This is a genomic window from Pseudidiomarina fusca (assembly GCF_032227045.1).
Taxonomy (GTDB): domain Bacteria; phylum Pseudomonadota; class Gammaproteobacteria; order Enterobacterales; family Alteromonadaceae; genus Pseudidiomarina; species Pseudidiomarina fusca.
On record NZ_JANFPJ010000005.1, the window covers coordinates 1 to 26,997 of the forward strand.

Here is a 26,997-nt window from a genome sequence, read left to right on the forward strand (position 1 = left end):
TTCTTAAAGTTCCAAATCCATTGATTTTATTGACTTGCAGCCGTGATGGTTGGCTTGATGTTATTTATTTTTTTCTCGACCAATAAAACATCGCCAACCCGCCAACAATCATTATCAACGGAGCAATTAGCATCAATGTTGCCTACGTATTCGTCATAATAGTTCCCTCTGTTAACTTGGCTCGCGAGTACTACACCGTGGCTTCGAAATTACTGGGGGATTACACAAATAGTTGCCGATTATTATGACGCCTCTATAATCAGATCATGAATTGCTATCCGCTGGAGGTGCTATGAGCACAGTACAAACCATCTCACTGGTTATTTTGGTTACCGGCATTGCCGCTTTTTATGCGTTGGGGATTTGGGGGATTAAACGGATGACTCGAAGGAAATCAACCATCAAGAGTAGTTGCTAAGGATCATATTAGGCTCTAGGAAATACATTTGCATAATAAGATTTATCCAAGTATTTGGGCATCCAGTTGCTCAATCCGAACCTCTAGTACCTCGTCACTTTGCAACTAACTCATGACCAATTAATAGCTTCATCTTTGAAATAAAAGTATTAGCTTTCTCTTCAATTTCCTTTTTGTCTTCGACGGACAAAGCATGAAGATAGCCATTCCGCAATTGTCTTGCTGATTTACTGCCTCGTATACCTGGACCACCTTTGAAGAGTCCCGATATGTCGGCTTCTGACACGGAAAATCTAAAATGCTTAATAGCGGCCTTTAAAGTTCCTAAATTTAAGTCTTCCTTACCTGACTTACCGGTATCGGTTCGATAATAAGTCTGGAGCTTTTTTGCAAAAACTTCAGATTGAATATAGGTACCGATGAACTCACCAACGATCCCCTGACATGAAAAACCAGGATCAAGGAGTTGCACTGACCTCAACTCTTTATTTCTTTGCTTATTCAAGGCATCTTGCTGCTTTTTAGTTTTCTGCTTCATGACGACTGTTCCACTTGCTATATTCGGCCCTGATGCGGCTTCGGCTATTCATGCTATATGTCGGAATTTGTCTTCAGCAAACCATCACTTCTCTCTACCTACCTACATACCAACCATTCGCTGCATACTTTGTGTCCACGATGCTTTAAATGCTGAGTCACCAGCAAACAGCTTGTAAAGTTCCAGTTCATCCTTACGGCGCTGCAGCATAATTTCCTTGAGCATCTTTTCGAAGGCTAAATCTCTATTATGGGGATCTGGGTTATTTTTGTATTTAGATTCAAAGTCCGGGTGATTACGGATACTCTCCGCAATGTTTACAAACTTAACTCTTTGCTCTTCCGGTGTGGCGCTCCAGCCTTGGAACCAACGTTCGTTAAAAGTGCGGATAATCTCGTCTAGCGGATCGGTTTCTTTTTCGCTTCCGTGCGCACCGCGTGGGTTGGGGTTCTGCGGGTCCAACTCAGTTTCATCATCGCTTAGCTTAATGGAGTTATTCAGCTTTACTCGCTGTAACCCATAGGAGCTTAAATCTACGGACTCAAGCAATTCATCAATTGCATTAGCGTCTGGGTCTTGAACTTTTAGTTTCGGTATTAAGAACTTCAAGAACCAAAACAGCTTCTCCCACGTCACCATTTCGTAGGGCATGATTGAAGCCATCTGACCGTATATTTTTACGAACTGCTTGGCTTTGATTTTGAAGTCAACCTTTTCATCGTGTTCAAGTTCCAACTCTTGATTGAAGCGATCGGCAGCAACGTCGATAATTGGGCTTAAGCTTTGTGCGTCTTCTTCATTGAAGTAACGGGTAACGAAATCGTTTACTTCATTCCATTCATAAACACCAACATCGTCCAAGCTGTCTTTGAGCTCATGCAGTACGTTTATATCTGTCGCTTGAGTTAATGACGTAGCCGTATAGAACGGCTCGAATCCCGCTTGAATGTCATCAACCGAATTGAAAAAGTCGAGAACAAACAAATCCTCAGTTTTTTTACCTAATTTTGGCGCGCTGCGATTAAGCCGAGATAGTGCTTGAACACAAAGCACACCTGCGAGCTTTTTATCAACGTACATTGCGCACAACTTCGGTTGGTCAAAGCCTGTCAGGTACTTGTTGGCTACAACAAGCAACCGGTATTCGTCCGTATCAAACATTTCTTTGGTATCGGTTTCGGCAAAGCCGTTTATATCTGCTTCTGTATATTCGATACCGTCGACTTCTTTTGTGCCGGAAAAGGCAACAAGCACCTTAAACGGATTACCTTGCTCTTCGAGGATGCGCTTAATAGCCCGATAGTAACGAATAGCAGTCTCGATATTCTGCGTCACTACCATACCTTTGCCTTTACCTCGCAGTTTTTTTGCATTTACAACTTGAGGGATAAAGTGCTCGAGCATAATTTCGGCTTTGGTATCAATGGTCTGCTGACTTCGCTCGACATAGGCTCTAAGTTTCTTCTGCGCCTTCTTGGTATCGAACTCTGGGTTCTCAGCAATCGATTTCTTTATCTCGTAATAGCTCTTATAGGTTGTGTAATTGCTCAAAACATCAAGTATAAAGCCTTCCTCGATAGCCTGCTTCATTGAATAAAGGTGGAAAGGTTTAAATGAACCGTCGTTCTGGCGTTGACCAAACTTCTCCAGAGTGGTGTTCTTCGGTGTCGCGGTAAATGCCAAGTACGATGCATTCCCGCGCATCTTGCGCGACTTCATCGCCTGAAGGATTTTATCCTGAGCATCTTCTGCCTCTTCGATTTCAGACTTGCCCATCGCTCGGTTCATATTGTCATGCGCTGATCCAGATTGAGAGCTGTGCGCTTCATCAATAATCACCGCAAAGCGCTTGTCGCTAAGATCGGCTATACCATCAATAATGAAAGGAAATTTCTGAATCGTCGTGATGATGATTTTCTTGCCATTTTCGAGCGCCTGTTTCAGCTCAGATGACTTATTAGCCGGGGCAATAATGTTCTTAACTTCAGAAAATTCTTTAATGTTGTCCCGCAACTGCTTATCCAAAAGGCGTCTATCAGTAACTACAATCACCGAATCAAACAATGGCTGCTCTAGACTTTTGCCACCCGCGACATCAGATGTCGCTGGATAGGTCTCAATTAGCTGATAAGCCGCCCAAGTAATCGAGTTAGACTTACCTGAACCAGCAGAATGTTGAATTAAATAAGTGTGTCCAACGCCATGTGTGGCCGCGTGTTGCACTAACTTGCGCACTACATCCAACTGGTGATAGCGCGGGAAGAATAACGTTCGTTTTGCAAGTGGATCTTTACTTGAACCGTCAAGCCGCACAAAGTGTTGAATAATGTTAGCCAGACTTTCTTTGGTGAATACTTCTTGCCATAAATAAGCAGTTTTGTGCCCTGTAGGATTTGGAGGGTTACCTTGACCGAGATTATGACCTTTATTGAAAGGCAAGAAATAAGTACTTTTACCGGCGAGCTTTGTTGTCATATAAACTTCATCGGTATCAACAGCCATATGAACCAAGCAACGGCCGAAGTTTAAAAGAGGTTGAGTCGCATCGCGATCATCACGGTACTGCTTTTGCCCATGGTAGCGGGCTGTTTGTCCGGTCCAGGCATTTTTAAGTTCTAAAGTAACCAGAGGAATGCCGTTAATGAACAGCACCATGTCAATCTCTTGTAGCGGGTTTGCGCGAGAATACCGTACCTGACGCGTACAACTGAAAATGTTCTCGTTAAAGTTCTGTTTTACCTTCTCACTGCTGCTGGCTAATGGTGCTGGGTAAAGCAGGTTAAAATGCGCATCATCAACACTTAAACCCTTTTTGAGCAAGTGTAAAACACCATGCTTCTTAATAAGACGGTCATAACGCTCAAGCAGCTTACGCTGCCAGTCGGTCGGGTTATTGCACTTTAGTTTTTCGAGCTCGGCCTCTTGTGTTTTTTCGAGAAATGCCCAAAAGTAACGCTCGTCGAGAGCATATTGGCTGTTAAAGTCAGAGGCTTGGCCAATCTTGTAAAACGCACCGATATAGTCAGGTTCGGCAAATTGCACACCCGCACTCAGTTCCTCTAAACAAGTGCCAGTTAGACTTTTCTCGATTGCCGCCTCTAGCGCTTGTTCGTTCGTTTTACTAACCATAATATCCCTCTACTTAATTTCCAAACGTGTGAAGCGTTGCTCTCTAGTCAAAAATAAATGCTCAGAAATTCAAGGAGCGAAGCTTTACAGTCAAACAATTATATTACTTTAACTTATTGATTTTGTTAGAACCCATTTAAGTTAACTCTCTGCTCAGTCAAATACCAGTCAAACAACTGGCTTAGTTGGTTTACTCTTTATTAAATAATGCGTTCTGAGAACGTCAATCATCTCGCGTTGGTGCTGCATAATTTGAGTCTCCATCCAACTATTTCCTGATTTTTCATAACATTCAAATAATGCTTTAAGTTTGAGCGAGTCGTAGCGAGGCTTACTCGCGAAGTCGGCTTTTTTCTTCGCTACAGTTTGGTTGCTATAAGATGAATTTTCACCTGGACTCAATAGCACCAGATTGCCAAACGCATCTAGAAAAGTGGTATCTAGTATTCGCCCATACTCTTCTTGCTGAGGGTGAACGTGTTCAATCGAGTTTTTGGATGTAATTCGATAGCGCTTCAACCGCTCATCACTTTTGTCGCCCTGCTTCCACAGCAAGTATTCGAGTTTTTGAAACCAATAGTGTTCGAACCGAGTGCCCTGAGGGGTGCTAAGATATTTTTCGAATTGCTGCCAGTCGTGAAGCGCTAGCGATTCATCTTTAGCTAGGCTAAAACTTGCTACCTTTTGAGTTTCGCAGGTTAAAGAAAGTTGGTTATCAATTTGTTCTAATGTTGCTAGTACCTCTGGGCCTTTAAGGTTAGGCTTCGATACCAAACTGGCGAGCAGCGCAGTAAGCCAGTAATGAGCTGAGCGGTCACCGGTAAAATTGAGCACAGCCTGCAATTGAACAAGCTCACTTAGCTCAGCTGCTGAACGGTTAATATAGTATGAGTTGCTCGATTTCGGACGGTTTACATAGGTTAGCCGCAGCTGAGGGTCAATACTGTCATCATGCTCAACCCACTTTACAACCCATTTATCAAACTGAAAGCGAACCTGCCAGAGCAGTAGCAAAAATGCTTTAACCGCCTCCTCATCTTCCGTTAGCAAGCATTCAAAACAAGCCATCAAGTTGGTAGATTTTATTCTGGGCGTTAAATCTGGACATCCGCGTTGAGCGTAGAAAATCCTCAGCGTATGAACCAGTAGCAGTTCAAAACTGATAATTGAACGGCAATAGACGGTTTCATCGCTAATATCATCTGTTGAGTCTTTAGGCTCCTTGTCCTCAGTATTTGAAGGCTCGTCACCAGCAACAACTTCAGCAAGCAGCTCACTGATAGTGCGATGAGCTCGGAGACTAACTTCGAGCCCGGCATCTTCAACCCGAAATGCGGGTGAGAATTCCCTTAAATGCTCAAATTCTATAGCGTTCCAATTAGCGTTGGGGAATAGCTGACGTAGATTGCGCTCAAAATAATTATTCGTATGTTCGCAGGCTTGCCAAATTTTGTTGTAAAGAGACTTTTCCGTATAAATTTTACGGAACAGCTTTGCCTTAAGAAGGTCGACTGGCTCTAACTGAACACCTGCGGTATTCATGCTAGAAAACAGTCGATTTAGGTCTAAAGCTCGAGGAACCACATTATTTACCCAGCTCACTTTGCAGAAAATGTAATCGGCTAAACGATTAACATCAATCTTATCGCCTTTACTTAAAGCTTCAATTTGCTGTACTAAAACGTCTAAATTGCCATGCAGGTGTTTGAGGTACGGGTCGCTCTCAATGGAATCATAGCCCGGCTTCGTCAAGCTCTTTATACCTGCGTAACTGCCTAATAAGTTTCGCACTGATTCACGTATTGCAAACGTCAACCGTGGCTCGTCGTTTAAAATGGAGACCTGGGCCAGAGCGGATTTAATATTTGCAGTTTTAAAAGCGATGGAAATCAGCATTAAGGTGGTTATGCGCTGCTGCCCATCTATCAGTTCATAGATCAATTTGTCTGTGGCGTTGTATTTTGCAGACAAAGAGCTGCCAATGAAATAATGGGGCTCATTAGCTTTGCAAGACTCAACAATGTCGTCCAATAGCTTTAAAGCATCTTCCGCCTTCCAAACATAAGGGCGCTGATAACTAGGCACCACAAAACCAATTTTGCTTTTATTAATCTTCTCCAGAGTTAACAACTCGGTTTGCACTTTTTCATGGGAGGTTAATTGTTTCATTGCGCCCCCTCAGTCACCGCAAGGGTAAGTGCTATTGAAAACTCATCAGCGTAGTTTTCAGGTTGGATGTCTAATTGAAAATGCTCTACAACAGCTTTAATAAAACGCTTTTTTGTGCTGTTTTCGTCTTTAGCAAGGTTGCTGCTATCAACTACTAATTCAAAATTATCCAGTAATTCAAAGCACTGCTGAGGGGTATAGCTTTGCGCAATCCAATCTAGGACTGGATATTCTTTTATGAAAGCAGGAACAGACTTTTCTCGTACTGCTTTTTGGTTGCTAACTCGGCGGGAGTACACAACGCGAAAAAGCTTCTTAGCTGCCTGTTCTAATTTTTCTTCACCAAACACACTTATATAAAGCAGCAGGCATGCTTCGTATAAGTTTTGCAGGTACCCACAACCTTTTAGATTTTGCAGCCACTCAATAAAACTCTGGTATTCCTGTAAATGAGGGAGATCAGGCACCTGCCAATAACGATTATAGAGACTCTGGAAATAAGCTAAATAATGAATGGTATTTATGCCCTCATTGAGAGGCTGACGCACATCATAGCCTTGTTGCGCAGTTTGCATAAAAACCTCCCCCGATAAGCCTAATTGCCTGCGCATTCGGCCATAAGCAACATCAGGTCCGGTTCCTGTTTCCTGAGCTAGCTCATTAACAATAGTATCGCGAATTCGTTGCGTTTGTTGATGCGAGGGGAGTGTACGACGGTTAAGTGCTTGCCAGTATCTGCCCTTTAACAAAGCATCCACGGTTTTGTTTAGCTTGCCAAGACCCTCCCACGTTCTTGCAAATCGTTCTTGGTGAGTTGTACTGATAGCGCGAAGATGATGTGCTTTAATTATGTCTGGTCCACCAAGTCGTACACCGCCAGTATTCTGTGTTTCGAAGAATAGATAGGCATCGTCTTCAGACTGTGTGACGACTATGGTAAAAACCAACTGCTCTAAATTAACGAGTGAAGACAATGTATCCATACGTTTTCTTAGCCAAGCGAGATTGTGTTTGATTTGCTGCTGGCTTTCCGGAGCTGCGAAACTCAACTCGATGTCAGCTCCCGACTCGAGAAGACAAGCTATCATGGCTAGGGTTGTCACTCGCTGTTGGCCGTCAATGATATTCAATTTGTCATCTGCGTGATGAAGTATCAAGCTGCCTAAGTAATAGGATAAGTCAGGAGTTTGCTGATTATGCGCATTAATATCAGTCAACAGCTGTGATAACTGCTGTTCTTGCCAACAATATGGGCGCTGATATTCTGGTATTGTTAACTGACCTTTAATCCCCGCCTGCTCTCCTGCGGGAATCAAATTACCCCGCAATATTTCTGCTGCAGTGCAAGTAAGTACTTCTACAGTCATTCTCTATCCTTAAGAGCTTGAGCGACACTCTGCAAATGGCTTTGTAAGGCTTGCTCAAGTCTCGTCATATGCTCTAGATACCAAGCAATTGCTTCGGGCCAGTTCTCTTTATTAAATGCATCAAGCTTTTTCGAAAATTGGATACGCGACTGTTTCTTATCATCCAAGCGCAACCACTCGAGTTCATCTCCAAAATCTTGCTCGATTGTTTCTTTCTGCAGGTAGAGTTGATCAAACATCCATTTGTTTTCCTCGCCGTTGTTACGGCTTAGCCAAAGCTCAACTCTAAGTTCTTTCTGATTAAAAATAAGACTGAATGGGCAACCGGTTACACCTGAACCAGCGTTGAGCCAGTGATCCTTGCTTGGGCTGATATTGTTGTATAGCGTGCAGGGGCTGGATTGGAACGCGGCTAACGCTTGCTCCCAATAATCTCGCCTTACACTGTGGCGGGTTTTGAGAACCACCTCCGTGTTTTTCTCTTCAGCTTCCTTCGCATTAATGCCAATCATTAGCTCTTTGGCTTCAGGGGTAGGAATCACTTGATCGATATTAATAAGCAATTGCTCACCTAACGAGTATGGTGTGATTTTAAAGCAGGCGATACTTATACCTTGGCCGAGCAGCCACAAGGCGGTGCTGGTCACCTCTTTTCTGAAGTTAGCGGCCACTAAAATAATACGTTGGCTGTTGCCCAAATTCAGCTTTAGCTCGTCCATTGCGGGCACATCAAGAAACTCGCAAATTCGATTTGAGGCACTTTGTGGCATATTATTCAAATCGACATCACCGGTGACAGGTTTATATCGGTCGAGGTACTGCTGATAGATGTCTACTATTTGCGCTTTGGTCAAACTAGCGCAGTAAGAGGCATATTTAAGCGCCTGCCACACCACATCTCGGCCACTGTCGTCCAGCTTGTTTTCAATAATGACCAAGTTGCCATCTTTATCCAGTGCCAGTAAATCTAAACGTTCACGGGTATCATCAAAGCCATCAAACTCCTTTTGAATAATCAACAGCTCTTCACCCAGTGCGGAAGGCTCGTGTGCTAACCATTCCTGAAGATGCTTGCGCTCAGTAAAGCCCAACTCACTGAACTTCTTCGTCTTAACTGGACTAATCCTGTTGGTTTGATGATTTACCGTGAACATAATCGCGTCCTATTGCTCAACCATTTCTGGGGTGATCTTGATTTTTCCTGTCACGGCGCTGTTGATCAGGGTGGTTTTGTATTCTTTGATATTTTCAATTTGCTTTTCTAAATCTAAAACCACTGAATCGAGAGATTCCTCTACCATTTTAACATGTTCAATTATTTCCAATTGTTCGCCAATAGGAGGCAACGGATGAACGAAATTCTTAATATCAGACTGAAAGAGGTGAGGAACGCCCATCCCATCTTTCATTATCGAAATTATTCTCTGAAGGGACTCTGATTTAATGAAATAGTCGAGATATTTTGGTTTTACCTCTTCTGTATTAAACAATTTAAGTACTGCTATAGAAGAATTTACTGTGCACTTCATCGGCAAATCTTCAACTACATTGCTAATACCAAGAGTTGAACCATCCTTTACAAGTAAAACATCTCCATTTTCGAGCATTATTTCAGGCGACTCAAAATATCTCCTTTCGGTAATGAAATATGCATCTTCATATTTTATTCGCTTGTGTTTAATGTTTGGCGTTGATAAAAAACCAAAGTCACTTTCTTCAACATATTCGTGAGCTTTCAGTCCCTTCCAACCTAATCGGGCTTTTATTCTCATCGAGTATTTAAATTTCAACGTATCCCAATGCGCTGGAATCTTACCAATCCAATCCACACCGGATTCTTTCATTGGCACATTGGGGTCAAGCCCTTGGGTCACCGCCTGTTGTATGATGATCTGCTTACGCTCTTTCAGCAGGCTAATTTGCTGCTCTTTGATTGCAATCGCTTCGTCGATTTGCGTGGTTTTCTTGTCTAGAAAGTTGGCGATACGGGTTTGTTCTTCTAGTGAAGGAACAGATATAGCAATCGTCCGCATTTCATCGTATCGAGTAGTCCACAAATCTGCGACAATTCCACGTCCAACACGATAGTATTCCTCAATAAATGCATGACTTTTCAAAAGGTGCTCAGAAAACTTTGGATGAATCCCTTTTGGTTTAAGCACTATATTTATAAGCGATACTGATCCATCTCTGTCAGATACTCCACTAGAACCCTTCCGATCAGAGCGGCTATTTATAACAAAGTCACCCTCTTTTACTAGCTTTCTGTTATCGCCATCTTTTGTTTTGGCCGCATTATCCAATTGAGGTAGAACGCCTTTTTTTGTTACGGAGAGTGCGGGGTAGTCAATGTCTGAAACTTTAGATCTACGCTCATTAAAGCGAGTGCCTAATCGTGTTAATTCCCAAGAGGCAGGTACTCGTCCCAACCATTCAACCCCAGAATCTACATAATCGTCATATTTCGGCATCAATGCTAAACGTTCCATTACGCTTCTCCCTGAACTTCGGCCACGTTCACACCTAATATCTGCGCAATGAGACCTTCGGCTTTTTGTTCTAGGTTGATGATGTCAGTTGCGACCTCATCTAAACTACGTAGTGGTTTATGACGGTAGAAATACTTATTGAAGCTGATTTCATAACCAATTTTCACCGTATCCATGTTTATCCATGCTTCATCAACATGAGGCTTCACTTCGTCTAGGAAGTACTGGTAAATGCTTTGCTGCTCTCCGTCTTTACGTAGGGGGACAGATTCTGTGTCTCGCAGGTCTGAGCTGGTTTCATAAGTGATGAACTCACCTTTTTTACCGCCTCCTGCTGTAGGAACGGGGTAATAACCAAAATCTGGTAGGTCAGCGACTTCACACTCATAGCGCTCCAGCAGGTCGTTTAATTTATCACCCGTTAGTTTAACGATCTTTTTCACCACTTTCTTGGCGGTTTCGTCATACCAGCTCACTGCGTTCAGGATGGCATTTTTCTCAGGTGCTGAAAGCTTAATCGCATGGGCTTTTAGTGATTTATCAACTTGCGTTTTAAAGTTATTGAAGTCATCAAATTCAATGCTACCGATGTCAGCCATCAGCGTTTGTGCCGTTTCAAGCAATGCTTTAAGCGCCAGCCAATGTTTCACATCGAGCAGTTTTGCCTTAGCTTTGGCATTGAGACTGATGTCGTTATCTTCACACCAAGAAAGAATGTCTTTCTCAATGGATTTCAAGAAGCTCTTTTTCTGATCAGAACCATAACCGTTTTTTTCGTAAACACGTTCGCCGTATTCTGCGTACACGTGCTCCATCACTTCACTAAGTTGTTTATCAAAACGTAATGGTGCTATCGCATCTTGCGTAAACTTAGCTCTGCGGCGATCCGGGCGCTCGATAGTGACTTTGTAGTAGCCAAAGTCGTCATTACTAAACACCTTGCTGGCGATGCCAACAGGATCATTGTTTGCATCAAGTACTCTTTCAACGTCCACACACGCGAGGTAAGTATCGGTAATTTCCGTGATGTGCTCAGGCGCAAATTCGCAGTTTTTGTTACCCAAGTTCTTACGCAACTTACGGTATAGCAAGCTGGCATCAATCAGTTGCACCTTGCCTTTGCGTGCTTCAGGTTTTTTGTTGCTTAACACCCAAATGTAAGTGGTAATGCCTGTGTTATAGAATAGGTTATTCGGTAACTGAATGATGGCGTCTAGCATGTCGTTTTCAATGATGAAGCGACGAATGTTGCTTTCGCCACCGCCCGCATCACCGGTAAAGAGTGATGAGCCGTTATGAACAGAGGCAATCCGGCTGCCTAATGGGCTTACGCTCGGATCTTTCATTTTGTTGACCATTTCCATTAAGAAGAGCAGCTGGCCATCACTTGAACGTGGCGTGGCATCCACCACTTCGAGATTTCCCCAATAGTCTTTCAGGCTAACCTTAAAACGTGGGTCAATCACGTCACTACCATCTTTAATATGCTTCTGTTCAGACGCCCAACTCTTACCGTATGGCGGATTAGACAACATAAAGTCAAAGCGCAAACCTTGAGAGCCGAACTCATCGGTAGACAAGGTTGAGCCTACTCTGATGTTCTCAGGGTTGTTACCTTTGATCATCATGTCCGATTTACAAATGGCGTAGGTCTCGTCATTAATCTCTTTGCCGTAAAGGTAAATATCTCGGCTATCGTGTGGGTATTTCTCTTCAATGAAGTTTTGAGATTCAGTGAGCATACCACCGCTACCACACGCAGGGTCATACACTGTCATGGTAAGCGGCAACTGGTCTTTTACTGGGTCAAACACCAAGTGCGTCATCAGTTCAATTACTTCACGTGGCGTGAAGTGTTCGCCCGCTTCTTCGTTGTTTTCTTCGTTGAACTTACGGATCAACTCTTCGAACACATAACCCATACCCAGGTTAGTAAGGGCTGGCATCTTATTGCCATCTGGGTCTTCGACCACTTCAGGAGTTAGGTTGATGTAAGGGGAAACAAACTTTTCGACGACATCAAGCAGGACTTGCTTTGAAGCCATGTGACGAACTTGCGACTTGAGGTTAAAGCATTCAATAATTTCTTTAACATTATCGCTAAAACCAAGCAGGTACTCTTCAAAGTTGGCGAGTAATATCTGTTGGTTATTCGTTGCGGTGTTGAACAGGGATTTCAGCGTCCATTTCGATGTATTGTAGAAAACATAACCACTGGCCGCCTTTAATGGCTCATCATCAAGCTCTGTGGCTTGCATGTCTTCTTTTTGGAACTTTACCTCTTCAAGCACGGCTTCTTTGGTTGGCTCTAGTAACGTATCTAAACGCCGTAATACCACCATAGGTAAAATCACATCGCGGTACTTACCGCGAACATACACATCCCGTAAACAGTCGTCGGCAATGTTCCAAATAAATGAGATGAGCTTGTTGTGTACACTATGATCCATTTTTTTCCTGCTCCGTGTTTGTTGCTGCCCATTAGACTGGTGCAACAGATTCACTATAAATTTAAAATTCTGTTCTTTATGTAACGCCTATATGGCCGCTACATCGTTCTATTAACTTGCTCTACCCGGTGCAATGCTTAAGTTTGTGACACCATAGAGTGCTTGGCTGTTGCGCAGCCAAAGCTGATATTCAAGGCCGTTCAACGCGTGTTCGGTAGAACAATCGACATGCCATTGTCGAAGTAAGTACCCTGCGGTTGCGGCCCTTATTTCTATTATCATCACGCCGTTAACCATGCCGTAATCCAGCTCAATGGCTTCTTGATGTTTAATTCGGGGGTGCGGCACTAATTGCAATTCGACAAAACGGTTCCATTGCCGGTCTTGTGTTTCGAGTTCTGTCTCGTGCAAGGTTGAGTTTTCTAGTACTTCGGCTGACTTAATTCTGGTGAGTACAAAGTCTCTGAATTCTGCTCGTCTACGGTCGAAGCAACGAACGTGCCAACGTAAACCATTATCCACCAGGGTATGTGGCACAATTTCACGTGTGGTTTCACCGCTCGATAGCGACACATAGGTGATGCTTAAGGCTTTGCCTTTGTGTATGGCCTCGGTGACTTTGGCGACGATTGATAAACTGGGCTTGTTTAGGTGATAAGGCGCTTCACAAGCTAGCGGTGGTTTTACTTCGCCAGTAAAACCGTCGCCGTAACCCTGGCTAATAGTGGCCAGCGTTCTAACCACGTCATAGTCAAACAAGGGCGTAAACGCCTTGCCACGCTTATGTACTTTGAGCTTTTGGTCATACTCTATGTTGTGCGGCGCCAGCTCTCGATACAAGGTGAAGTCTTTAGTGGTTTGTGCGGCGGTGATGCTAAAACGATTCACTACATCAGCGCGTATGGCTTCGCCTTTAAACAATAAGGTGAAGTCGATGTGAGCAATGCGATCACGCGTTGCCTGCGGCAATTTTGCTAGTTGCGCAGAACTGTTTGTTTTCGCCTGTGGATTTTGTGTCAGGGCCTTATGTATCATGCGGCTGATTGACCTTGTTCGAGCGATTGTTTTGTTTATTTCGCACTGAATAAATCTGTCCTAATTAAATTTATTAGGTCACATCGTATCACAAAATATTTACAAAGGAAGGTTTGAGGAATGGTTTAGCGGATTGAACTACTCGCGTTCGTTCGTTTCTTTTTCTTCGGAGTTCTGCCCTTTCGCCAAATAAACCATCGCAAGACCAATTGTAAATACCCCATTTATAACACAGTCATCTCATAGAATATTTATGCCGCATTTCGCCGACAGCGGCGCTGTTGTTAGGCATTTTCTGGTTTCTTAGCCCAGGATGCGTTTTCAAAGTAACCGAGTTCCTTTTGTATTCCAGTTACTTGTTCTTCGAAATCATCATTCCATTCTGGGATGTCTACATAAACAATATCGTGAGAGTACCCAACCTCTGACGGCCCCAACTTATCTCTTGATATGCCAACTACAATTTGGACATCGGGAAGGCGACCTCTTACAACCAAGCACCTTAAGCCTAGCTCTTGAACCCTGGATTCTCGATCACTGCTTGGCCCTAGATGGAATACAAATGCCGTGTTTTTGTGCGCCAAAACTACTCTTGCAGCAATTTTTAACTCAGGCTTCTGTAAAAACTCAGAAAAGGCATCGACTAGATTTGCTCTGTGACCACGCGGCTGGAGGGCCATTTGAACAAGAGCCAGCTGATTATCAGTGACCTGATTTGTGCCATATTCAAACATTCCATCAGTAAGGAGATCACCCACAAAATGCTCGATCAACTTGTCCCAAAAATATGAATCCTTATAAGACTCTTGGATCGCTTTGTAGTCATCAGAGTCTATAAACCCTCGAAAAACCGTATCATCAATTATTAGTAAATTAGCTTCTTCGTAAGGGAACGAATGATTGTTTAATAAATAGATGGCCAATAAGTCTTCAATGCCACCGCCGCTGAAAACTATATTGGCCCGGTTTATTAAAGCCTCAACTTCGGAAAGAAAACCAACGAAGTCCGTGATCGTATCTAGAAGGCCAAAAATTGCTCCAAGGCTAAACTCATCGCAAACATGTACGATTCCATAACCTAGGTCTCCCGACTTTGTGGGTATTCTTCGCTGAGCCCCAAGTGATACAGATACACGATGTACGATTCGATCCTCTTTTGGTGGCAACTCGACCTTTCGGCCATCGTGCCTGGTGAACTCAACAGAAGAATCTAGCCATCGTTCAGCGCCCCATATTTGAGAAGCCGATTTATCTATTGCTGCTTTAGTCCACCTCTTCCAGCCAGCTTCATCACCTGTGTCTTTGTACTTAATATCCTTCACAGAAATAATAACGATATGGTTTCCGCAGACAATTAAGCAATCACAAAGCTCTTTTCCTTTCTTCCCAATCGGATTTGGATGAGTCCAAAGATTAAGAAAAGCTCTCTCACAAATAGAGTTCACAAATTTTTCTGATTCAGTCAATCCCTCGGACATGCAATCCTCTCTGCGTGATGCCTAACGCCGCAAACATGGGCTGGCAGAAGTGTCACGTAATTGCGAATGCAATTTAAGTGACGCTTTTGACAGTCCAGCGCAGCTTTGCTGTGCGACATGCTTTGCCTTGTTATGCGCTGACAGCATCTGTTCTGACTTTGGTTTTGGTGTAGTTTATTGGTGGGTACTCACCGTGATTCTGAAAGTACCACCACAAAAATTGTCCTTCAGCACCCAGCAGAGTGTCGCCAAACTTACGATAATCACAAAACGCGATCTCTATTGCCCCATAATTTCTTATTATCATATCAAATTTCAACGAGTTAGCCTTTGACGTGGCATGCAGGTTTGCGTGGCGGAAATATCTGGACTTGAAACTGGTCTTTGTTTGGCCTATGTAAAGTATGTTGCTCTCGCCATTGAGGCGAGGCACAGGTTTTGAGGACAAGAAAAAATAGATTATGTTTTTTGCCTGAGCAGCAGCTTCCGTGTCATAAACACTTTCAAAGGCGGACTTTGAGAGCTCATTGATTCGGCCCGGTAGACGCTCAAAATTGCTCACAAGAGATGGCAAGTCATGCTTTGTAATCAAACTTACTGCTCCTCACCTGAATGATCTGATAAATGGGTAGACCCGTCAGGCAACCATTCAATACTCAAGTCGCCACCACCAAAACGAACAATCCCTTCTTTTTTCGGCAACTCATTACATCGGCCTCGGTGTGCAATAAAATCATCGAGAAGCTCGAGCAGATGCAGCTTAAAACCAGACTCCGTAACCTGATCGAAAATATCCTCTTCAAGTGTCCAAGATGTACCACTCAAGCGGTCTTCATCATCTTCTGCACGGAAAACCACCTCACCTGTAACTTTAACAATGTCTGAATGCTGTTTGGCCAGCGAGGCAAGACGTGCAGCTTCAAAATTTTGATCGAAATTCGACATACCTTTTCCTTTATGATCATTGCTCTTTCAGCTTACGCGAGCTTGCGAGCGTCGGGCGACCGAAGGGAGCGTACTTGATGGCTTGGTTATGCATATTATAGGTCTCCTGCGTCCTGAACTATTTCAGACCAAGATTTATCGGAATGCCACTCGTCGTACTTTACCATCATTGGCAAGTAATGCTCTGGAATGTCTGATTCCGGTGCGTTGCTATACACATACGCCATACCTTCTCTAAACCATTCAGGTTTCATCATGGTCGAAACAGGGCCAATTTCATAAAATTGGAACCAATGAACCAATTCGTGCTGAGTGATGTAGCGCTGCCACGATTCAGGAGCTATAACCGTACCGAGAAACGGATAAGAAATCGCTCGCTCATTTCCTCCACCAAACGACTGGTAGCACTCTGCAGTAGAGCAATAAACAAACGTTGGGCTAGCTCTAAGTGGAAGTTGAGCTGCAGAGATGTTCGTTACCGCAGAGCCATAAAGCTCAATAGCTTGATACATCCCACTCGTATCCTCCACGCACACTGAGCCGTTGCACGTCACTCCATTTAAATGAGGCAGAAGTAACCTTAACGGCTTTGCATATGACCAAGCGAGCGCTGGAATTGACGCAATTACTAAAACCAGAAATAGTTTTCGTATCACACTGAGTCCTTATGCATAACGCCCGGCTCACGCGCCGGCTTGGAGCCGCAAAGCGGCGGAAAATCGGTCGCTGTGCAGCCGATTGTTATGCCAGAAGTTCCGCGAAATCAACGGCAAACTCCTGTTCCAAAAACTTTATAGTTTCTGGCTGACCATCCAACGAGGCTCGGATGAGCTGCGAGGTAAACAGCCCACTCTTTGATTTCCACTTTGCCTCGTTTCGCGGAACAGTCCTGATCCAGTCGACGAGTGCGACATACTCCGACTTATCGAGATCGTTCGAGTTTTCTGCAATATTTGGGCATACCAGCTCATGCTGCAAAAGTGGGATACCGCCTACCAGAACGTCACGCACCGGCCGAGCGCTTTGAGTAATTTGGCCAACCCCAACAAAACCGTGGCGCTTGAGATATGCTGCGACAAAATCCCCTGTCTGCAAACCTAGCATTGCATCCCGGAATCTTGGTGCCTGACCTGCGGAGATAAACCCATGGGAAACGTAGTCATCCCAGTTGCGATGCACACCTTCCCCTACGTTGTAATAATATAGCCCATTTTGAAAATCGAACCCCGAAAGGTATTTGTGTAGGGAGTCATGCGGACGGAAATTGTCTGCATAATGGCCCGAGGATATATTCGTTAACTGCTTACCCAACTTCCAGAGTAGCGTCTTCTCAACCAGCAGCGCATCGTGCTCAGATAGATTGCGAGCAATAACCCTGATTATTGGCTCCAACCCTTCTTTCTTGATGGCCTTTATCCGCCGGGATTTTTCGCTATCCGAGTCGTCATTCAGGTGAGCATGTTTACGGGAGCCTTTACCTTTTCCAAAGTAAAACTCCTCGAAATTTCTGGGATCAATGTAAACGTAGACGTAATAGTTACTCATAACACCTTAGGGCATAACGTCGTGCTAAGCCGACCGAACCGAGAGTGTAACACAGCGCGTACAATGGCGAAGCCATGCGCTGTGTGGAGCGTAGGTGAAGGTTCGGCTTGAGCACCTTGTTGGGTGCTTTGCGCACTAGGAACCACTGCCCCACCAAGAAGCCCTGAACTACCCTACTTTGAAGATGTACTACAATGGCCAAATTGAAGAAGGGGTGTACGCGCCGCTTGCCCAACTTACGCGAACCACCAGAAAAGCTTGATAAAATGGTTAACACTGAAAAAACCTACGCCCTCATTTCAAACTCTTCAAGCCGAGAATTTCAACGACAACCTTCCTTTAAAACGCGCCGGAAACGATATACCAAAGACCACAGAAATAATATCGTTCGCGCAAAGCCTTCACTGAACTCTGACGACTAGAAAACAAAATTTAGAATGTTTTACCTACACCCAACGCCGTGCTAAGCCGGCCGAACCGAGAGTGTAGCACAGCGCGTACAATGGCGAAGCCATGCGCTGGGCGGAGCGTAGGTGAAGGTTCAGCTTGAGCGTCTTGTTGGGTGCCTGCCAGTTAGAACCTACCCACTTCCAGCGAACTAACTTAGCCTTGCAAAGACTGGCACGCTTTTAGGCTGCTTGCGATGTGAAACCCCAAGGACAGCTAAAGTATAGAACACCGTTTTTTGCGGGAACACCACTGTTTTGCAAATGAAAATAAACACGGCTTGTGAACTGGTACGACGACGATATTCGCCGCTCTAACTTAGGTTAACCCTGTTCCCCAACCTGCAGGAAAGATAGCTTTGGCCCTCTGACTTCCGTTATTAAAAACGTTCTCGCCTCGAACCACCACGATTAATAATGCCAGGCTTCTGCACATTTAGAACCAAGATGTTTTTTTACACCCAACGCCGTGCTAAGCCGGCCGAATCGAGAGTGTAGCACGGCGAGATATAATGAGCGAAGCGAACCAGCCTGCGCAACGTAGGTGAAGGTTCGGCTTGAGCACCTTGTTGGGTGCATACCACTAACGCTGATCCCAGTGACGCTGCATTTCGAGATAGAGAAACGAAGCTGTCCAAGTAATAAGTACCAACCCTGCTATTGACTCAATGCCTGTAAGATAGCGAATATACCCTAAAGGCTCAATATCACCAAAGCCGACTGTTGTGTAAACCGTAAACGAAAAATATACGCAGTCCAACAACGTACCATCAAAATTGCCTTCTAAACTACCCCAACCCGAACCTTGAGATTTAAAATAGTAACCTAAAGCAAAAATCCATATTTCTATAACATGAGCAATCAAGGCGCCAAAGACTCCGAAAACTATCCGTAGGCTATGAGCGAAAGTAAAACGTGGTAGGATTTTAACGATCTGGTGCAATATGCCGTAATGCACCATGACCACTACGGCGACAAGCAAACTATTGATTACAAACGCGAGAAGCAACTGCATTACAAATTTACCCAGAAATTACTGTGATCTACTTTAGCACCCAACATTTGTATATTGTGCGTGCGCATTTAGAAACTCGTCCAATTGACGGTTTTCGGTTCTTAACTTACTGATCAAGCAGGCATTCCTGACTTGAAAAGTCCCGAGTTAGCAAAGGCTATTTGAGAATGCTCAGTTACACTCTACCGAGCGCACAATATCCAACCTTCATTTTTTGTTATGTCACTGACAGTAAACGACTTAAATACACAACACAACAACAAAACGCGTAATATTGCCGACGTGAATGTGCCGTGCACCGCTAGCAACACCCACACTGACGAATAACGGAACGGCTAGTCACTAGTTGGAGTAGGCTGAAAGTCAGAAGGTCCGCTGTTCGCTCATTCGAGCCCGGCAAGCCAGAATTAGGAATGCATGATAACCCTAGCCATAACGTTCAAAAACGCAGTTAGATAACAACGCTATTAATCTTTAACTTTGTTGGCTTGTTAGTGATTATCGAAGTTATTGTGAGGGGTTCCTAAACTTACAGAAACGTACATCTCTAAAAGTGCCTGTCGCATTGGTTCCGGTTCGGAAACGTAGCGTACATGCATCTCCCTCACCCTCTTTTTCTGTTTGATAAATTCAGGACCAAACGTAGCATCTAACTCTAAATTCGCACGTGAGCCATCGGTAACATATGTCGCCTGTGTGATTCCGGTAATTTCTCGCGTAAGCCTAAAAGCAAATGTAGCTGAATTATGTCCTGAACTTGGCCGACAATGATTCTGCAAACGCTTTCTTATTGTATTTGTTCTGCCAACGTACAGATGTTTACCATTCTCTGAAAACAGATAAATACCGGACTGTGGGATTTCCTTTGGCAACGTTGCAACCGTGACTTGTTTCATATTTAGAAGTTGTTGGAAAGATGGTTCTAGTGAATCAATGTACTCTTTAAAAACTGGATGCATTTTTAATTATCCTAGCATTTTTAAAACAAAAGTTAGCACGAATATTGGAGGTCCGTTCTTCGCTCATTGCTGACCTTCAGCTAAACCCCGACTTTAGTAGTCGTTTTTAATTTAGCCACTCGAGAGTCTTCCCTTGCATTTCAGTCATTGTTTAGTAAGAATAACTGAGCAAGGATTAAGTACGTTTCGATTAATAGCCCGCCAAACTATTAGTCATTGAATAGGCACTCCAAATGGGCGCCTATTCAAATCTCCCCAAACCGCATTTCATTAATCAACCTAAGCAGTACATTACGACCATAGGTTGTTTGCATTAAAAGTCAAGGTTGTGTTTGCTCTAACGCTCTCGCCTCACTGTTTAACCACATGAGCAATATGTCGCGACGGCCATCAAAAAAAGCCAGTAATTTACACCATGTTCGCACAAGATAAAGCAACGTGTCTGATTGCGAAACGTTCAACTTTATCTGATTTGCCACTTTTAACTTAATTGTACGCTCAGTCAAACCGAGCGCATCAGCAATGAGAGTCAAAGGAATGAAATGTTGTAGCGAGTCAATCACGCAAGCATCAATCCCATCTCGCAACTCTTGCTGCACCTTGGATGCCGGAAGGGTGATTCTTGCGCAAGAATCACCTGGAGCAAGATTAACAAACCACTGGCTCAATGAACTCGTGTTTTCTTCCGTTGATACAGTGTTCATTCTATTCCCCCCGCTTAGCTTCTGCGAGATTGTAGCGTCAATTTTAAAATATGTTACTCATGTTAACCATAGCATCAATTTCTAAGACTAAATTTACTGAGTATCGATTGGAGAAATCACATGGGGATTATGATCACGGTTGCGTTTGTTATCATGGTTATTGGCTATCTAATTGGCAAAGGCGACGTTGCTGCAAAACGCTCGCCGGACCTGCTCGCTCCTGTACCTATCAAAAAAACTGGTGACCAGCTTAACGGTACGACCACACGCCTCTTAAGCTCGGATATCCTGAGGTTATACGATTGTGATGATGAGCCAACACCGCACCTTTGCCACTCTTATTGGAGAAACCACCGTTTCAGTCATCACTCAGTGATGCATCACGACTTACTCGACCCAGCCAACCTACTCTCGCCCTTCAATCCAGTAAATGTTCAGTCAGGGTTTCATGACGACATGTTCACGCACAGATTGAGTGATGACGGCATCTTCAATAGCAGTATCAATAATGACTCATTCAGCTCATTTGACTCACATAGCCCATTTGATTAACCGCCCTGCAGCGCCCTACTTTTTGGCCCTGCCAATCAGTAGCGCCAATATCGAAACATGCTAGCGTGGTTCTGCATAAGTTATTTTAATCACCAAGGAGCCACAACTATGCACTACTCAAAAACCGTATTCGATAAGGCATTCGCTAATGCTGACAATGTCCAATGCCTGTTTGATATGCAGCATCAACTGATTGCGTTGGTCGACAACCACCAGCAAATTTTAGGCGCGCTTCTGTTCGAGCTACGCGATGACAAATACGCTCAAATCGAAGCCCTTGCGACTGCTACCGAGAAAAAGTGTTATGGCTACCGTTTATACCTGTCTGCACTTGCTGCTCTTGCACCTGGCATGCAGCTTATACCTCAGGCGCTCCAAGACAGCGATGTCTGCTTAGATATTTGGTACAAGCTTTACATGGAGCCGGATACCATCAAGACATCGCTCAACGGCACCAAGCATTATCATTTTGACTGGGATGCCACCTACTCTCACGAACTTGCGGGCCTAAATCCCGATATTATTTGCGAGCAATGGGAGGCTTGGGAGCTCACCGACGATATCTACACCCAAGTGCACTCAGGTGAATTGAATCCACATCCATCCAATGTCTCATTTACACTGCCTGAGCAACGCCGCGCACAAATTGTCAAAACGGTAACGCCTTATGTGTTTACCGCAGCGCAAATTACCGCGCTAAACGGTTGCTTACAGCTCGACTACGAATCGCTTGGCAGCCCCAAAGCAGATACCTTACGACAAGGCGTGACACTACCTGGCAGCAGCGTTACTTCTGCGTTAAAAGTGTGTGCTGCTTAATTTTCGCCATCCGATACAAACAAAAAACGGAGGCAGTCGCCTCCGTTTCATATTAAATTCATGCACGCAACTATGACGTTGCCTCTTGCCGTTCAATGACTTCGTTCTGTGCCTCAATGGCTTTATCAATTACCCGAGCATACACACGCTTCTTCTCACGCGATTTTGCATTTCGCACGAATTCTGACAGGTTCGAGTTATAAGTTGCTCTCGGTTTTGGTAGCCAACTGAACATCACCAATCCCCCCATTTTATGTCGTCAACTGGTGCTAATTATAGCACTCAACAATGCACTAACAGATCGCAACTAACCCACAAATCTGCATACCTATGCAAACCCCAAAAATACAAATAGCATGAAATCATGCTTTTTCAGCACTCAAATTAGCATGATTTCATGCCAAAACCATGTGACCAAGTTTGCCGCGACCATGCTAATTTACCTTAATTGATCTTAACTGGCGTTCGGGGTCGATATCGCTGAAAGCCTTATATATCAAGGGTTGCAAAGCAACGTACATTAAGGTATAAATACAGAAATTACCCCAGACTACCTTGACATGGTAGGAGTTACTTAATTATTAAGGCCACTTCATAGCCGCATGTAGGATTCGTAAAATTCTAAGGGCGTCCTTACTGAAATCGTACACGACAATATAGTTTGCATGCACTACAAGCTCTCGAGTTCCAAGAACCCGTCCTTCACGGCCTATTTCTGGATATTCAGACAGATTTGCTACGCTTGACGAGACTTGATTATCTAGTTGAAGCGCCGCTACTGGGTTATCATTTTCGATAAAGTCATAAATTTGCTCACGATCCCGAATAGCTTAAGGAGTCCATTGCACAATCATCGTTGCTTATCGATGTTACGCTGCGTTAACGCTCTGCGTGCCGCAAACTTAGCCTCAACGTCACCCGCTGGAACCAAATTCCCAGCGTTAGCAGAATCAAGCCCTTGCTTCACTTGCTCCCTAAACCAGCTATCGTGCTCAGCCAACCGCTCTTGTTGCTGAACGTACTCACGCATAAAGTCACGTAGCAATTGCGCACTACTGCGATCGCGCGAGCGTGCGGCTTTTGAAAATTCACTTTTCAACTCATCGTTAACGCGGAACGTAAATGTTGCATCGCTCATATCACCCCCTTGTGTTACATTATTAGTACAATGTAGCACCCGATCTTTGCTCCGTCTAGCTGAAGTCATTCTTTCCTATAAAGCGGATGATTTTAGATAAAAAACTAGTTTGTTGGTTTTCGCGCCAACATAGTCGCAAACTTCAATCGCGCCCCATTGTGCATAGTGCCCAGATCTTCATTGTATTTAACTAGCTCCCAACCTTGGTAGGCATCCCGTAATTCGCTTTCGTCAAAAGTGAACGGAAACGGCATGGGGCACGGGTACTCGGCTGTGCTCATGGCGCATACAATTAAGTTGTAGCCGCCAGGCAACGTATGCTCTTGCATGTCAGCTAACACTGCCGCAACACGCTCTGGGTCTAAAAACATCAAAGTTACTGTGCACGCAATAAACCCGAAGTTATCGCTCAATTGCGCGTTGTTAATGTCGTATACCTGCGAATTAATGTTCGCAATGCCCTCTTCGGCTGCAATTTGCTGCAACATCGCAATGGCACTGGGGTTGCTATCTACAGCGGTGACATCGAAGCCAAGCTGACTCAGGAACAGCGCGTTACGCCCGTTAGAGCAACCCATATCAAGAGCTTTGCAAGGCTCTATCACCGAACAGGCTTCAACAACTTCACTATGTGGTGGGTTTAATCCATAACGGCTATTTAAATCAGCTGACATTCTATTTCCTGCCCTGTCTATTCACGAATAACGAATAACGAATAACGCGCATTATACTTGCACTTTCAGAGTTAACAATCATAATAAATGCATGTTTAACAAGGAGCACGATCTATGCGTCAGTTATTACTTATTAGTTTTTTCAGTGTATTCATGATCGCGGCGGCTACGCCGGTACAAGCGCAAGACAAATCGCAGCCGTGGTTACCTAGTTTAATTACCGAAACCCCGCAGCAAGGTTTTGAGCTTGCCGTCAAACTGGCTCGCAAAGGGGTGACAAGCACACAGTCGAACAAAGAAGTGTTGTTTCGCGAACGCGATAAATATTCCAACAATGCAGAAGATTTAATGATGGCATCGCAGGTGATCGCCCTGCACTATCAAACCATCGCAGCGGCTAATAATTATTGGCGTTCAACGAGCTTGTTGTTAGTGCCCAGTAAAGGTGCGCCGCCAAACTGAAGGGCTTACCTGATGGCGGCGCTGAAAGTGCTGGCGAAACGACACGGTGTTATTAAAACCACAAAGCTCCGCAATCCTTTCAATAGAATGCGAGCCGGCTTCTAGCAATTCGCAACTGCGCTGTATGCGCTCATCATTTAGCCAGTTGATCAACGACTTACCGGTTGCTTTTTGAAAGTGACGCGTGAAAGTACGGCGACTCATCGACAAGCGTTCTGCCAACTCATCGATACGATGCGGTTGCTCAAGATGCTGACGCAGGTAGTCCAATAGCTTGTTGATGGTGATATCTTTGGTTGAATGAGCCACCGGCTGTTCAATATACTGCGCTTGCCCGCCCTCACGGTGCGGCGGCACCACCATCACGCGCGCAATTCGGTTTGCCGCCCGCACACCGCAGAATTTGCGAACAATATACAAGCAGCAATCAAGCCCCGCCGCAGTACCAGCTGAAGTAATCAACCCCGAATCTTCAATGTATAACGCATTGGTATCGAGTCTAACGTGCGGAAAGCGCTCCCTGAAATCCTGCTCGGCTAGCCAATGCGTTGCAGCGCGGCGATTATCTAGCAAACCGGCGTAGGCCAACGCATAGGCCCCATAACACAACCCCACCACCAAAGCGCCACGTTGGTGAGCTTGTTGCAACGCATGCAATAACTCAGTACTCGGTCGAGCATTCAAATCATGCCAGCCCGGCACAATCACAATGTCCGCACTAGTAATGAGTTCAAGCCCACCATCAGATGCCACTTGAAAACCATGGTTAGCGGTATCGGCAATATGCGCTTCGGCCGCTACTTTTAATTCGAACAAAGGCTGCTCAGTAAATATTGGACTGAACACGGTATAGGGCACCGAATAATGAAACGGCGTTATTTCGGGGTAGAGCAATAAAGCAATGCGTGGAATAGTTTTCATGGCCCAATTATTTCGTTAAATGACATTTAGGTCAATCGTTTACCTAGTCAAAACCAACCATAATAGTTAGCGTTCAATCACTCAAAGGAAGCAACACATGAAACACAGTCTAAAAACACTTATTATGGCATCAGCCCTAATCGCCACAACTGCTTGCACCGGTGTTGGCGACACCACCCAACACCAAACGACTACAACAACCACCGAGGTAAGCGTTCAGCATATTCGCAACGCCACCGTAAAAATAACCTATGGCGAAACTACCTTCTTAGTTGACCCCATGTTAGCGGGAAAAGGCGCCTACCCTGGTTTTGAAGGCACCTACAACAGCCATTTACGCAACCCGCTGGTTGACTTACCCATCCCAACCGAGCAGCTTTTAGCAAATGTTGATGCGGTAATCGTTACACACACCCACTTAGACCACTGGGACGACGCAGCGCAACAAGTGATACCAAAAGCATTACCGTTATTTGTACAAAATGAAGCAGACGCAAAAACGGTACGGGACCAAGGCTTTACCGACGTTCGCGTGTTAGATCAAAGCGCTGAATTTGCCGGTGTTACCCTACAAAAAACTGGCGGCCAACATGGCGAAGATAGCGTGTATGCGGTGCCTCCGGTTGCGCAAATGCTCGGCGAAGTAATGGGCGTATTATTTAGTGCTCCTAACGCCAAGCAAGTGTACTTAGCTGGCGACACCGTATGGCGCCCAGAAGTTGAGCAAGTGCTTAAGGCTGAACAGCCAGAAGTGATCATTCTGAACACCGGTGCGGCAGTGATAAATGGGTTTGAACAAGCACCTATACTTATGGGTACATCAGACACCTTGCGCGTTCATCAAATGCTACCTAACGCCAGTATTGTTGCCGTGCATATGGATGCTGTGAACCACATGACTGTTAGCCGCGCTGACTTACAGCAGTTTGTGGACACCCAAGAAATTAGCGCAGCGGTTCGTATTCCTGCTGACGGTGAAACCTTATCGTTTTAAATAAACTTAGGCGCTGCGACACGCCGTGGCGCCTTCACTTCCATCCGTAAGACTATTGCGCCTTCAACTGCTGCAACATACCCACAAGCAACTGGCCGACAGTGTGAACTTCACTATGCAGCGAATGATTATCGTCAACAAGCACCAAGCGTACATTATGGCGCTGCGCCCAAGTGATAGCATTGTCTACCGGCACCACCTCGTCATGCCAGCCGTGCACGGCCGCAACTTGGCTAGCGACTGGGGCTGGGTAATGATTTGGGTAATCGGGTAAGCCAAACGCCGGCGCCATAAGTAATAAGCCATCGGGTTTTAAATGTGCTGATGCCGTGGTGCTGACGTAACCACCCATACTGGAGCCTACTAAAATCAGGCCGTTGTGTTCTGGCAGCTTGGTATTCAGCAGAATGTTCACGCGCTCGGTGGGATCATACGTTGAGGTATAATCCACGCTGATTGTCTGTGCGCCCTGCGCTTCGGCAATTTCTTGTAATTTCCTAATTTTACAGCCATGAGGGCCGGTTTCTTTACCGTGACTAAATACCACGAGTGGTTTGGTTGGCATGAGAAGTCCTTATCTAGTTATCGTTGAGTGGTGCCAAGCATTACGTCATTCGGCTTCATCGCAAGTCATCGCCCTGCACTATCAAGCGATTGCAGTGGCAAATAATGACAGAGATTAACCTTTAAACAAAGGTTCCCAAAGTGACTGCTCCCCGCCCTAAGCGCTAAAGCGCCACGGGCGAGGCT

26 protein-coding genes are annotated in these 26,997 nt (G+C 44.7%); 5 read left to right on the plus strand and 21 right to left on the minus strand.

From position 1 onward, the window contains the following. Positions 1-292 precede the first annotated feature (292 nt). Positions 293-418 carry a hypothetical protein gene (locus NOG12_RS03215; RefSeq protein ID WP_313932399.1) on the plus strand — a complete coding sequence of 42 codons (126 nt, stop codon included), beginning with the start codon at positions 293-295 and terminating at the stop codon, positions 416-418. A 94-nt stretch (positions 419-512) separates the two neighbouring features. On the opposite strand, the gene NOG12_RS03220 is transcribed toward NOG12_RS03215, so the two are convergent. From NOG12_RS03220 to NOG12_RS03295, 16 genes are all read right to left on the minus strand, one after another. Beyond that, positions 513-956 carry a hypothetical protein gene (locus NOG12_RS03220; RefSeq protein ID WP_313932400.1) on the minus strand — a complete coding sequence of 148 codons (444 nt, stop codon included), beginning with the start codon at positions 954-956 and terminating at the stop codon, positions 513-515. 102 nt (positions 957-1,058) lie between these two features. Next, positions 1,059-4,085, minus strand: a complete 3,027-nt coding sequence (locus tag NOG12_RS03225; protein ID WP_313932401.1) for a type I restriction endonuclease subunit R — start codon at positions 4,083-4,085, stop codon at positions 1,059-1,061. 168 nt (positions 4,086-4,253) lie between these two features. Next, on the minus strand, positions 4,254-6,254 hold the full coding sequence (locus NOG12_RS03230; RefSeq protein ID WP_313932402.1) for a DUF262 domain-containing protein: 2,001 nt from the start codon (positions 6,252-6,254) through the stop codon (positions 4,254-4,256). Beyond that, the gene (locus NOG12_RS03235; RefSeq protein WP_313932403.1) at positions 6,251-7,621 is read right to left on the minus strand and encodes a DUF262 domain-containing protein; all 1,371 of its coding nucleotides are present in this window, start codon (positions 7,619-7,621) and stop codon (positions 6,251-6,253) included. The genes NOG12_RS03230 and NOG12_RS03235 overlap by 4 nt, the downstream gene beginning before the upstream one ends. After that, positions 7,618-8,775: a DUF4268 domain-containing protein gene (locus NOG12_RS03240; RefSeq protein ID WP_313932405.1), complete on the minus strand. Its 1,158-nt coding sequence runs from the start codon at positions 8,773-8,775 to the stop codon at positions 7,618-7,620. Before NOG12_RS03240 ends, NOG12_RS03235 begins: the two co-directional genes overlap by 4 nt. A 9-nt stretch (positions 8,776-8,784) precedes the next feature. Next, the gene (locus NOG12_RS03245; RefSeq protein ID WP_313932406.1) at positions 8,785-10,110 is read right to left on the minus strand and encodes a restriction endonuclease subunit S; all 1,326 of its coding nucleotides are present in this window, start codon (positions 10,108-10,110) and stop codon (positions 8,785-8,787) included. Next, complete coding sequence (locus tag NOG12_RS03250; protein WP_313932407.1) at positions 10,110-12,560, minus strand: type I restriction-modification system subunit M; 2,451 nt, start codon at positions 12,558-12,560, stop codon at positions 10,110-10,112. Before NOG12_RS03250 ends, NOG12_RS03245 begins: the two co-directional genes overlap by 1 nt. 111 nt (positions 12,561-12,671) lie before the next feature. Further along, positions 12,672-13,595: a WYL domain-containing protein gene (locus tag NOG12_RS03255; RefSeq protein ID WP_313932408.1), complete on the minus strand. Its 924-nt coding sequence runs from the start codon at positions 13,593-13,595 to the stop codon at positions 12,672-12,674. A gap of 284 nt (positions 13,596-13,879) precedes the next feature. Then, entirely contained in the window at positions 13,880-15,073 is a 1,194-nt protein-coding gene (locus tag NOG12_RS03260; RefSeq protein WP_313932409.1) for a hypothetical protein, read from the minus strand. Between the two features lie 130 nt (positions 15,074-15,203). Next, entirely contained in the window at positions 15,204-15,665 is a 462-nt protein-coding gene (locus NOG12_RS03265; protein ID WP_153827113.1) for a hypothetical protein, read from the minus strand. Between the two features lie 2 nt (positions 15,666-15,667). Next, a complete protein-coding gene (locus NOG12_RS03270) occupies positions 15,668-16,018 on the minus strand; it encodes a hypothetical protein (RefSeq protein WP_153827112.1) in 351 nt (116 codons plus the stop codon). A gap of 95 nt (positions 16,019-16,113) precedes the next feature. Beyond that, positions 16,114-16,530 carry a hypothetical protein gene (locus tag NOG12_RS03275; protein WP_153827111.1) on the minus strand — a complete coding sequence of 139 codons (417 nt, stop codon included), beginning with the start codon at positions 16,528-16,530 and terminating at the stop codon, positions 16,114-16,116. Between the two features lie 229 nt (positions 16,531-16,759). After that, positions 16,760-17,563, minus strand: a complete 804-nt coding sequence (locus NOG12_RS03280; RefSeq protein ID WP_092842175.1) for a GIY-YIG nuclease family protein — start codon at positions 17,561-17,563, stop codon at positions 16,760-16,762. Between the two features lie 1,029 nt (positions 17,564-18,592). After that, a complete protein-coding gene (locus NOG12_RS03285; protein WP_228759564.1) occupies positions 18,593-19,024 on the minus strand; it encodes a potassium channel family protein in 432 nt (143 codons plus the stop codon). A 491-nt stretch (positions 19,025-19,515) separates the two neighbouring features. Continuing rightward, positions 19,516-19,983 carry a GIY-YIG nuclease family protein gene (locus tag NOG12_RS03290; protein ID WP_313932410.1) on the minus strand — a complete coding sequence of 156 codons (468 nt, stop codon included), beginning with the start codon at positions 19,981-19,983 and terminating at the stop codon, positions 19,516-19,518. A 320-nt stretch (positions 19,984-20,303) separates the two neighbouring features. Further along, entirely contained in the window at positions 20,304-20,687 is a 384-nt protein-coding gene (locus tag NOG12_RS03295; RefSeq protein WP_126801850.1) for a hypothetical protein, read from the minus strand. A gap of 120 nt (positions 20,688-20,807) precedes the next feature. On the opposite strand from NOG12_RS03295, the gene NOG12_RS03300 reads away from it, so the two are divergent. Together NOG12_RS03300 and NOG12_RS03305 are read left to right on the plus strand one after the other, a co-directional pair. Beyond that, a complete protein-coding gene (locus tag NOG12_RS03300) occupies positions 20,808-21,239 on the plus strand; it encodes a hypothetical protein (protein ID WP_092841881.1) in 432 nt (143 codons plus the stop codon). A gap of 108 nt (positions 21,240-21,347) precedes the next feature. Beyond that, complete coding sequence (locus NOG12_RS03305) at positions 21,348-22,058, plus strand: hypothetical protein (RefSeq protein WP_313932411.1); 711 nt, start codon at positions 21,348-21,350, stop codon at positions 22,056-22,058. Positions 22,059-22,639: 581 nt separating this feature from the next. On the opposite strand, the gene NOG12_RS03310 is transcribed toward NOG12_RS03305, so the two are convergent. From NOG12_RS03310 to tehB, 3 genes are all read right to left on the minus strand, one after another. Next, entirely contained in the window at positions 22,640-22,885 is a 246-nt protein-coding gene (locus tag NOG12_RS03310; RefSeq protein ID WP_257119983.1) for a type II toxin-antitoxin system RelE/ParE family toxin, read from the minus strand. Positions 22,886-22,908: 23 nt separating this feature from the next. Beyond that, positions 22,909-23,196 (minus strand): CopG family ribbon-helix-helix protein, encoded by a 288-nt coding sequence (locus NOG12_RS03315; protein WP_110076941.1) that lies wholly within the window; start codon positions 23,194-23,196, stop codon positions 22,909-22,911. Between the two features lie 104 nt (positions 23,197-23,300). Beyond that, on the minus strand, positions 23,301-23,870 hold the full coding sequence (gene tehB, locus NOG12_RS03320; RefSeq protein WP_153827108.1) for a tellurite resistance methyltransferase TehB: 570 nt from the start codon (positions 23,868-23,870) through the stop codon (positions 23,301-23,303). A 114-nt stretch (positions 23,871-23,984) separates the two neighbouring features. On the opposite strand from tehB, the gene NOG12_RS03325 reads away from it, so the two are divergent. After that, positions 23,985-24,332 carry a hexameric tyrosine-coordinated heme protein gene (locus tag NOG12_RS03325; protein ID WP_228759563.1) on the plus strand — a complete coding sequence of 116 codons (348 nt, stop codon included), beginning with the start codon at positions 23,985-23,987 and terminating at the stop codon, positions 24,330-24,332. Here NOG12_RS03325 and NOG12_RS03330 read toward each other — a convergent pair. Further along, the gene (locus tag NOG12_RS03330) at positions 24,300-25,253 is read right to left on the minus strand and encodes a GlxA family transcriptional regulator (protein ID WP_313932412.1); all 954 of its coding nucleotides are present in this window, start codon (positions 25,251-25,253) and stop codon (positions 24,300-24,302) included. The genes NOG12_RS03325 and NOG12_RS03330 overlap by 33 nt on opposite strands. Positions 25,254-25,350: 97 nt before the next feature. Between NOG12_RS03330 and NOG12_RS03335 the strand changes: the two genes are divergently transcribed. Beyond that, positions 25,351-26,247 (plus strand): MBL fold metallo-hydrolase, encoded by an 897-nt coding sequence (locus tag NOG12_RS03335; RefSeq protein WP_228759562.1) that lies wholly within the window; start codon positions 25,351-25,353, stop codon positions 26,245-26,247. A gap of 52 nt (positions 26,248-26,299) precedes the next feature. Here NOG12_RS03335 and NOG12_RS03340 read toward each other — a convergent pair whose 3' ends face one another. Beyond that, entirely contained in the window at positions 26,300-26,812 is a 513-nt protein-coding gene (locus NOG12_RS03340; protein WP_313932413.1) for an alpha/beta hydrolase, read from the minus strand. Positions 26,813-26,997 lie beyond the last annotated feature (185 nt).